This is a genomic window from Anaerostipes sp. MSJ-23 (assembly GCF_018918155.1).
Taxonomy (GTDB): Bacteria; Bacillota; Clostridia; order Lachnospirales; family Lachnospiraceae; genus Anaerostipes.
Window position 1 is genome coordinate 80,525 of record NZ_JAHLPY010000008.1, and the last position, 8,138, is coordinate 88,662.

Consider the following 8,138-nt stretch of genomic DNA (forward strand, 5'->3'; position numbering starts at 1 on the left):
AGGAATATGCAGAATAAGGTAGACAAAAAAATATATCAGTCGGATTCTTTTTTGCTTTTTATAAAAACATTGATTAGGGTCATGATTATATGTGCAATTTTCGGCATATTCTATGGGACTTATTTTGTCGCAGAAGAGACTTTTTCAAATCCGGCTTATAACAGCAATGGAAAACAAGCAATTGAGATTGTTGTTACAAAGTCGGATTCTGACAAAGAAGTTGCCGAACAGTTAAAAAAGAAAAAACTGATTTATGGAACTTACCGTTTTCTTGTTCGAAAGCATTTTTCAAAATTTAGGAATAAGACATTTCTTGCTGGGAAATATCAGTTTTATCAATCGCAAGGGATGGATGATATTATGGCAGTTTTATGTGGAGAACAGGAGACAAAGGAGATACTGCAATGATCGTAGATGAGAATATTACGGCTTATCTTCGTTCCTTGATTAAAGAAGAGAAGAAAGAAGAATTAAATACGATTGAATATGAAGCCAGAAAACAGCATGTACCGATTGTAAAACCGGAGACAAAAGAATTGCTGAAAATGATGGTTTTATTGAAGAAACCGATGAAAATCCTGGAAGTTGGTGCAGCTGTGGGATTTTCTTCTCTTTATATGAACGAATATCAGCCAGAAGGCGGAACGATCGTTACGATCGAACGCAATGAAAAGAGAATCAAGCAGGCAAAAGAAAATATTAAGAAAATGCATAAAGAACAAATGATTACCCTTCTTGAGGGAGATGCCATTGAAATTTTAAAAAGCCTGGATGGTGTTTTTGATCTAATCTTTATTGATGCAGCCAAAGGACAATATATTCATTTTCTAGAAGATGTGTTAAGACTTCTTGCACCAGAGGGGTTATTAATTTCAGATAATGTTCTACAAGATGGAGATATTGCCAGATCCCGTTATGCGGTTGAGAGAAGAGACCGAACGATTCATAAACGTATGCGGGATTTTTTATATACAATTAAAAATCACAAACAGTTGGAGACAACCATTCTTTCGGTAGGAGATGGGGTTGCCATCAGTCTAAAAACAGGAGAGAAAAATGAGAAACATTGAATTACTGATTCCGGCGAGTAATCTGGAAGTTTTAAAAGTCGCTGTTTTATATGGTGCAGATGCCGTATATATTGGTGGAGAAATGTATGGATTACGTGCAAAGGCGAAAAATTTTTCTATGGAAGATGTAAAAAAAGGAGTTGCATTTGCACATGAACATGGAGTAAAAGTTTATATTACAGCAAATATTGTAGCACATAATGAAGATTTGGAAGGAATCAGGGAATATTTTAAGGAATTAGCTGAAATTAAGCCAGATGGATTGATTATTTCAGATCCAGGAGTCTTTATGATAGCAAAAGAAGTTTGTCCTGATATTGATCGTCATATTAGTACTCAGGCTAACAGTACTAATTATGCAACTTATAAATTTTGGTATGATCAGGGAGCTTCTCGTGTTGTATCTGCAAGAGAATTATCACTGGAAGAAATTAAGGAAATTCGTGCACATATTCCGGATGACATGGAAATCGAATCTTTTGTTCACGGAGCTATGTGTATTTCACATTCTGGAAGATGTCTGTTAAGCAATTACTTTACAGGGCGAAATGCAAACAGTGGAGAATGTACGCATCCATGTCGTTGGAAGTACTCTGTTATGGAACAGACGAGACCAGGTGAATATATGCCGGTTTATGAGAATGAAAGAGGAACATATATTTTTAATTCCAAAGATTTGAATATGATTGAATATATTGATCAGATTCTGGATGCTGGAATCGACAGCTTGAAGGTAGAAGGACGTATGAAGACAGCGCTTTATGTAGCAACTGTGGCAAGAACTTACAGAAAAGCGATTGATGATTGTAAAGAATCTGTAGAAAAATACAAAGCAAATATGGATTATTATAAAGAAGAAATTGCAAAATGTACGTATCGTCAGTTCACAACAGGATTTTATTTCGGAAAGACGGATGAAAATTCACAGATTTATGATAATAATACGTATATTAAAAATTATACGTATTTAGGAATTGTTCAGGGACATAATGAAAAAGGATATGCACTTTTAGAACAGAAAAATAAATTTTCAGTGGGTGAAACAGTTGAAGTTATGATTCCGGATGGAACCAATAAGCAGGTAGTTGTAAAAGCTATTGAAGACGAAGATGGAAGAGCAATGGAATCTGCTCCACATCCAAAACAGATGGTTTATGTAGACTTTGGAGAAGAAATCAAAGACGGATATTTGCTTCGAAGAAAAGAATAAGAGGAAAAGCACTTTTCGATGCCATTTTTCATAGTATGATAAAAAGGCTTAGAAGGGTGCTTTTCTTTTGCAAGCGTTTCTGGAACCACTCTCACCTGAGGAAGAACAATATTATCTGAAGCTAAGCCATCAAGGAGATCGAAAAGCAAGAAATCTGCTGGTGGAACATAACCTCCGACTGGTTGCACATATTGTAAAGAAATATCATAATTTTGATCGGGAAAAGGATGATATGATATCGGTTGGAACGATAGGACTGATTAAAGCAGTGAATACCTATGATATAAAAAAGGGACACCGGCTTGTAACATATGCATCAAGATGTATTGAAAATGAACTATTGATGATGTTAAGGCAGGAAAGAAAAACATCAAAGGATACTTCTTTATATGAACCAATTGGTGTTGATAAAGAAGGAAAAGAAATTCATCTTTTGGATGTCCTTGGAATGGAAGAATATGATTTAATTCATAGAATAGATAAAGAAGAAAAAATCGAAAAGATTTATGAACTTCTTAGCCAAATGGAAGAAGGAAAAGAAAAAGATACTTTAATTATGCGTTATGGGTTATATGGAGAACAACCAAGAACTCAAAAAGAAGTTGCAAAAAGACTTCATATTTCCCGTTCTTATGTTAGTAGGATTGAAAAAAAAGCTGTAATGAAATTAAAGAAAAAATTAGAAAACTCCGCAAAATAAGAATAGTGGAAAAGTTAAATAAAGACTTGTCCTTTTTTTTAATGTGATAATGATAGTATGAAATCAAAATTTTATATGAAAATTTTAAGGAACACAGATGGCAATACATCTGTGCTTTCCCTATTATTATAAAAAGAACGTCGGAAATTTTTCTTCCTGGCGTTCTTTTTGATGTTCAGACAGAAAAAATCTTCATTAATTATTTAAAATATATGAAAAAATTTTCAGAAATTCAGTTATATATATAAAAAATGAAAAAATTTTCATATTTATTTTTTTAAAAACAAGGTAAGATACTTGTATACATGAAGATAAGACATACAAAGAAGGAGGAACAAAAAATGGATGCTATGAAAATTGCAAACAGTATTCCGATGTGGATTGCATGCGGAATTCCAGTGATATTTGTTATAATACAGGCAGTATTATTTGCCAGAGGGGCTTTTCGTGCAGGAAAGAAGATGGGACTGAAAGATACGCAAATGAAGCGTGCAATGAAAAGTAGTGTAGTGACTTCCATTGGACCGTCGATTGTCGTTTTAAGCGGGATGCTTTCCTTACTTGTTTCTGTGGGAGGGCCTATTGGATGGATGCGTTTGTCAATGATCGGATCTGTAATGTTTGAATCGATTGCAGCAGGACTTGGAACATCTGCCATTGGTGTAACTCTTGGTACAGATACATTAACACCGGAAGCTTTTGGAATGGCAGTATGGACAATGATTCTTTGTTCTATTGGGTGGGTATTATTTGCAACATTTTCTGCAAATAAAATGGATAAAATTGAACATAAATTATCAAAAGGAAATGCAGGAATGTTGACGACGATTGCTTCTTGTGCAGTTATTTGTGTATTTTCTGCGATGTGTGCTAGCCATTTGGCAAAGCCTGTTTATTCCGTGTTTCAGAAGGCAGATCAAATGACGATGAGCAGTGCAGAAAAAAATGCATTGGCTTGTTTCCTTGGTGCCATCATTATGGCTGTTCTTACAGTTGTTGCAAATAAAAAGGAAATTGGATGGCTAAAAGAATGGTCATTAACGATTACAATTCTTGCATCTATGATTCTAACAGTAATTATTTAAGGGGGAAAATTATATGAAAGATTTTTATACAGAAGAATATATGCCAAAAGTAAATAAAATAGGAAAATTTACTGGATATGTTGGTGTACTAGTTGCGTTTATTCCAGCTGTTGTTCTTGCTGTTGTTTTTGGGATTCTTCCAAAACCAGCAGCACTTTTGACTGCTTTTATTAGTGGAGCTAGTGCTTTCGGAGTTTTGTGGTTTGTTGAACCAATTTCTTATTTTCCAGTTGTTGGTTCTGCGGGAACTTATATGGCATTTTTATCAGGGAATATTTCTAACATGAGAATCCCCTGTGCCAGTATGGCACAGGTTGCAGCAGATGTAAAGCCAGGAACACAGGAAGGTTCTGTAATTGCAACTCTTGGAATGGCAGTTTCTATAATCATTAATGTTTCAGTTCTTACTGTGGGAGCTATTCTTGGAACATCAGTACTTTCCATGTTGCCAGAAAGTGTAAAGGGAGCTTTAAATTATCTTCTTCCAGCGTTATTTGGTGCGCTTTTGGTTCAATTTGGAATGAAAATGAAAAAACATAGTATTTTTATGGTAATTATAGCTATTATTTTATATATTTTAATTGGTATGGGAGTTTTTAACTGGCTTCCAGGGGCATCAAATTGGCTTGGAACCTTAGGATGCGTTTTTATTAGCATTGCAATTGGACTTGCAACATTGAAAAATACAAAAGTTTCTGCATAGAAAGAAGGAAAAGAACGTGATAAAACAGGAAATTTATGATGAAGTACAAGATTTGGAAGTATTATGTCAAAGGGTATGTCGTACTTTATGGAATCATCCGGAACTATCTGGAAAAGAGAAAAATTCGGCGGATTATATGAGAGAAATTCTTTCAAAAGAAGGATTTGCTATAGAAAATAATAACTATTTGGAACATGCATTTCTTGCGGAATATGGGTCTGGGAAACCGGTAATTGCGTTTCTTGGGGAATATGATGCCTTGCCGGAGTTGTCACAGAAAGCTTGTACACATAAAGAAGCGGTACAAGAAGGGGCACCTGGGCATGGCTGTGGACATAACATGCTTGGAGCTGCTGCTATTACAGCTGCAGTTGCAATAAGGAGATTTCTGGAAAAAGAGAAAATATCGGGAACGGTTCGATTTTATGGATGCCCAGAAGAAGAACTTTTATCAGGAAAAGTAAAAATGGCGTATTATCATATGTTTGATGGATGTGATGCAGCGATTACATGGCATCCTTCTAATACAAATATGACACATAATAAAGGTTATCTTGCTAATGCATCTGCACATTTTTATTTTAAAGGAATTTCTGCACATGCAGCGTTTGCACCTGAACAAGGACGAAGTGCTTTGGATGCTGTAGAACTTATGAGTGTTGGAAGTAATTATTTAAGAGAGCATGTTATTGATAAAACAAGAATTCATTATTCTACAGATGGTGGAGGATTTGCACCTAATATTGTACCAGATAAAGCAAATGCCTGGTATTTTGTTAGGGCACCGCATATGTCTGATGTAAAAAGCACTATGGAAAGATTGAAAAAAATCGCACAAGGTGCAGCTATGATGACAGAAACGCAAGTTGATATCAAGATGGGATGTGGGTGTTGTGAATTCTCGGAAAATGTTGCGTTTGCAGATCTGGCATATGCAAATCTAATTGAAGCAGATGGACCGAAATATACAAAAGAAGAACTTTCTTTTGCAAAAGAGTTGCAGAAAACAGTAGAAAAAGGTATTATAGAAAAAGAAAAAAATCTTCATCAAGTATATAATGAAGCTATGATTTTTGGAGTTTCTCCAAGAGATCAGTGGAAAGAATGTGAGTTGACAGCATCATCAGATACGGGTGATGTTAGCAGAATCATGCCGGCTTGTTTGTTTACAACGGCATGTTGGCCAATAGGATGTTCTCCTCATACATGGCAGGCGGCTTCTAGTGCAGGGACAACGATTGGGGAAAAAGGAGCATTTTATGCATCAAAGGTTGCAGCAGGAATTGCCTATGATTTATTTACAAAACCACAGCTATTAGAGAAGATCACGAAAGAATTTAAGGAACGAAACAACGAGACATATAGTCCGATGTATGAAGAATCATAATCGATATGCAAAGAGGCATTCGGTTCCTGTAAAAGGAAACCGGATGCTTTATTTCTATATAATGGAGGAATTTATCATGGGAATTGCGGTTCATGAATTGTTGATGCTGGAATATTTTAAAGAATATGAAGTAATTGCAGGGAGAAAAGGATTACAAAAAGAAATACAGGGAGTAACATTGTTGGAGGCACCAGATGCACTTAGGTGGGCAAAAGGAAAAGAATTAATTCTTTCTTCCGGTTATGTAATTCACCAAGAACCGCAGTGTATCGAGAATGCATTTCAAAATGGAAGTATGCAAGGAACATCAGCGATGATGATCAAACGTGGACGTTACCTAGACGAAATTCCAGAAAATATCATACAATTATTTGATCAATATGAAATTCCATTAATTCGTATGCCTTTTTCAGTTCCATGGATGGAATTGATGAGTCAGATTAATACCGCAGTGATGAATCGGACCATTCGAAGATTTCGAATTCATAGTAATCATAGTATACAGATTTCAGATCAATCTTATAAAGTACAAAAAATAAGAAAAATTTTACAAGCAGTAGAAGTGGAAATGAAATTTCCGGCATTTCTTTATGACCTTGCAGAAAAAAAGAGTTATTATAGTTCACCAAATTTTCAAAGAATTACAAAATTTTTTGGATTAAAGGAAAGAGATTACTGGGATCCATCAACACCTTATACAAAACATACTTTGTGTGATTATATTCATATGGCGAGAATTCGTTTAATCAATCCTGGAAATATGGAAGGACCTAGGGTTAGTTGGATTACCATTCCCATTATAATGGATGGGATTACTCAGGCATATTTTGTAGTAATGGAATCTAGAGAATTTATTGATTATTATGATGAATTTGCTATTCGTATTGCCTTTCTAACATTACTTGGAGTATATGAACAAATTATGATTGCAGAAAATATGGGAAATATTGGATTTGAAAACTTTATTCATTTTGCATTGAATTATAGCGAGAAAGATGTGAAAAAGTTGTTTTATCAAGCAAATATTCAGGGGATTTCTATAAATACTTCCTATATTTATATTATGATTCATCAAAGTACTCCTTTTTTCGATGTAAGGAATGAAAGAAAGATTTTTTTTGAAATATTTCAGAAATCTCAAATTGGGAAACATGGGAAACTTGCATTTTTAGATGAAAATGATGGATTAATTTTAGTGGAAACTGAAAAAAAATACGGTAAGAAATGGAAAAAAGAAACTATTTATGAATTATTGAAAGAATTTCAAAAGAATATTCATGAGAAATTTGAAAATGTAATATTGAAATTTGGAATTTCTATGGAAGAAAAAACATTACTTGATATTAAAGATGAAGTAGAGAAATGTCGGAAAATTTTAAAAATGGGAAAGATTATTCTGCCACAAAAGACGATGTGGGATTATGAAATGCTTGGTCCTTTAACTTGGATTGAGATACCGGAAGATGAATTGGAACATCTGTTAATACAGTATAAAGAGCTTATGAAAGAGGAAAAAATATAGAACTTTTTAAGACTTTAAAAGTTTATTTAGAAAATAACATGAACTACAGTACTACAGCAGAAAAAATGTATGTCCATATTAATACAATACGAAAAAGGATTGAAAAAGTGAATGATCTAATTGAAATTCATTGGGAAGATTCTATTTCTCGCTTAAAAACAGAAATTTTATTACAATTTTTAAAATTAGAACGGTAAAAAAGAAATGAAAAAAGACAGAAACATTAAAAAAGCTTCTGTCTTTTATTAGTTGTGCGCCTAGCGGCACACGTTTCTAAAGGGTTAAAGTCCCGAATCCGCCCGGTAGTGGGAAGGATATAGCCGAAGGCAAGGGTGGTCATCTCGAGATGGAATCTGAAGGAAGCTGGATGTGAGGAACATACTAACTCACGGGCAAATCTCTGGTCTGACGAACAGAAATCTCATATGAGGTCATGCATGAGGGCAAGACTGCATCACAAG

9 protein-coding genes are annotated in these 8,138 nt (G+C 34.5%); all 9 read left to right on the forward strand.

Annotated features, from left to right (window positions below; translation table 11 throughout):
• Positions 1–6 precede the first annotated feature (6 nt).
• The 9 genes from KQI71_RS07155 to KQI71_RS12490 all read left to right on the forward strand — a co-directional run bounded on the left by KQI71_RS07155 (position 7) and on the right by KQI71_RS12490 (position 7,874).
• Positions 7–408: a hypothetical protein gene (locus KQI71_RS07155; protein WP_216435229.1), complete on the forward strand. Its 402-nt coding sequence runs from the start codon at positions 7–9 to the stop codon at positions 406–408.
• On the forward strand, positions 405–1,070 hold the full coding sequence (locus tag KQI71_RS07160) for an O-methyltransferase (RefSeq protein ID WP_216435230.1): 666 nt from the start codon (positions 405–407) through the stop codon (positions 1,068–1,070). The genes KQI71_RS07155 and KQI71_RS07160 overlap by 4 nt, the downstream gene beginning before the upstream one ends.
• Complete coding sequence (locus KQI71_RS07165; protein WP_216435231.1) at positions 1,057–2,280, forward strand: peptidase U32 family protein; 1,224 nt, start codon at positions 1,057–1,059, stop codon at positions 2,278–2,280. Before KQI71_RS07160 ends, KQI71_RS07165 begins: the two co-directional genes overlap by 14 nt.
• A gap of 67 nt (positions 2,281–2,347) precedes the next feature.
• On the forward strand, positions 2,348–2,980 hold the full coding sequence (gene sigK / locus KQI71_RS07170) for an RNA polymerase sporulation sigma factor SigK (RefSeq protein WP_216435232.1): 633 nt from the start codon (positions 2,348–2,350) through the stop codon (positions 2,978–2,980).
• Between the two features lie 341 nt (positions 2,981–3,321).
• Complete coding sequence (locus KQI71_RS07175; protein WP_216435233.1) at positions 3,322–4,065, forward strand: DUF5058 family protein; 744 nt, start codon at positions 3,322–3,324, stop codon at positions 4,063–4,065.
• A 13-nt stretch (positions 4,066–4,078) separates the two neighbouring features.
• Entirely contained in the window at positions 4,079–4,768 is a 690-nt protein-coding gene (locus KQI71_RS07180; RefSeq protein ID WP_216435234.1) for a hypothetical protein, read from the forward strand.
• A 16-nt stretch (positions 4,769–4,784) separates the two neighbouring features.
• Positions 4,785–6,155 (forward strand): amidohydrolase, encoded by a 1,371-nt coding sequence (locus KQI71_RS07185; RefSeq protein ID WP_216435235.1) that lies wholly within the window; start codon positions 4,785–4,787, stop codon positions 6,153–6,155.
• 76 nt (positions 6,156–6,231) lie between these two features.
• A complete protein-coding gene (locus KQI71_RS07190) occupies positions 6,232–7,677 on the forward strand; it encodes a PucR family transcriptional regulator ligand-binding domain-containing protein (RefSeq protein ID WP_253287980.1) in 1,446 nt (481 codons plus the stop codon).
• Between the two features lie 38 nt (positions 7,678–7,715).
• Positions 7,716–7,874 (forward strand): helix-turn-helix domain-containing protein, encoded by a 159-nt coding sequence (locus KQI71_RS12490; RefSeq protein WP_253287981.1) that lies wholly within the window; start codon positions 7,716–7,718, stop codon positions 7,872–7,874.
• The last annotated feature ends 264 nt before the right edge of the window (positions 7,875–8,138 follow it).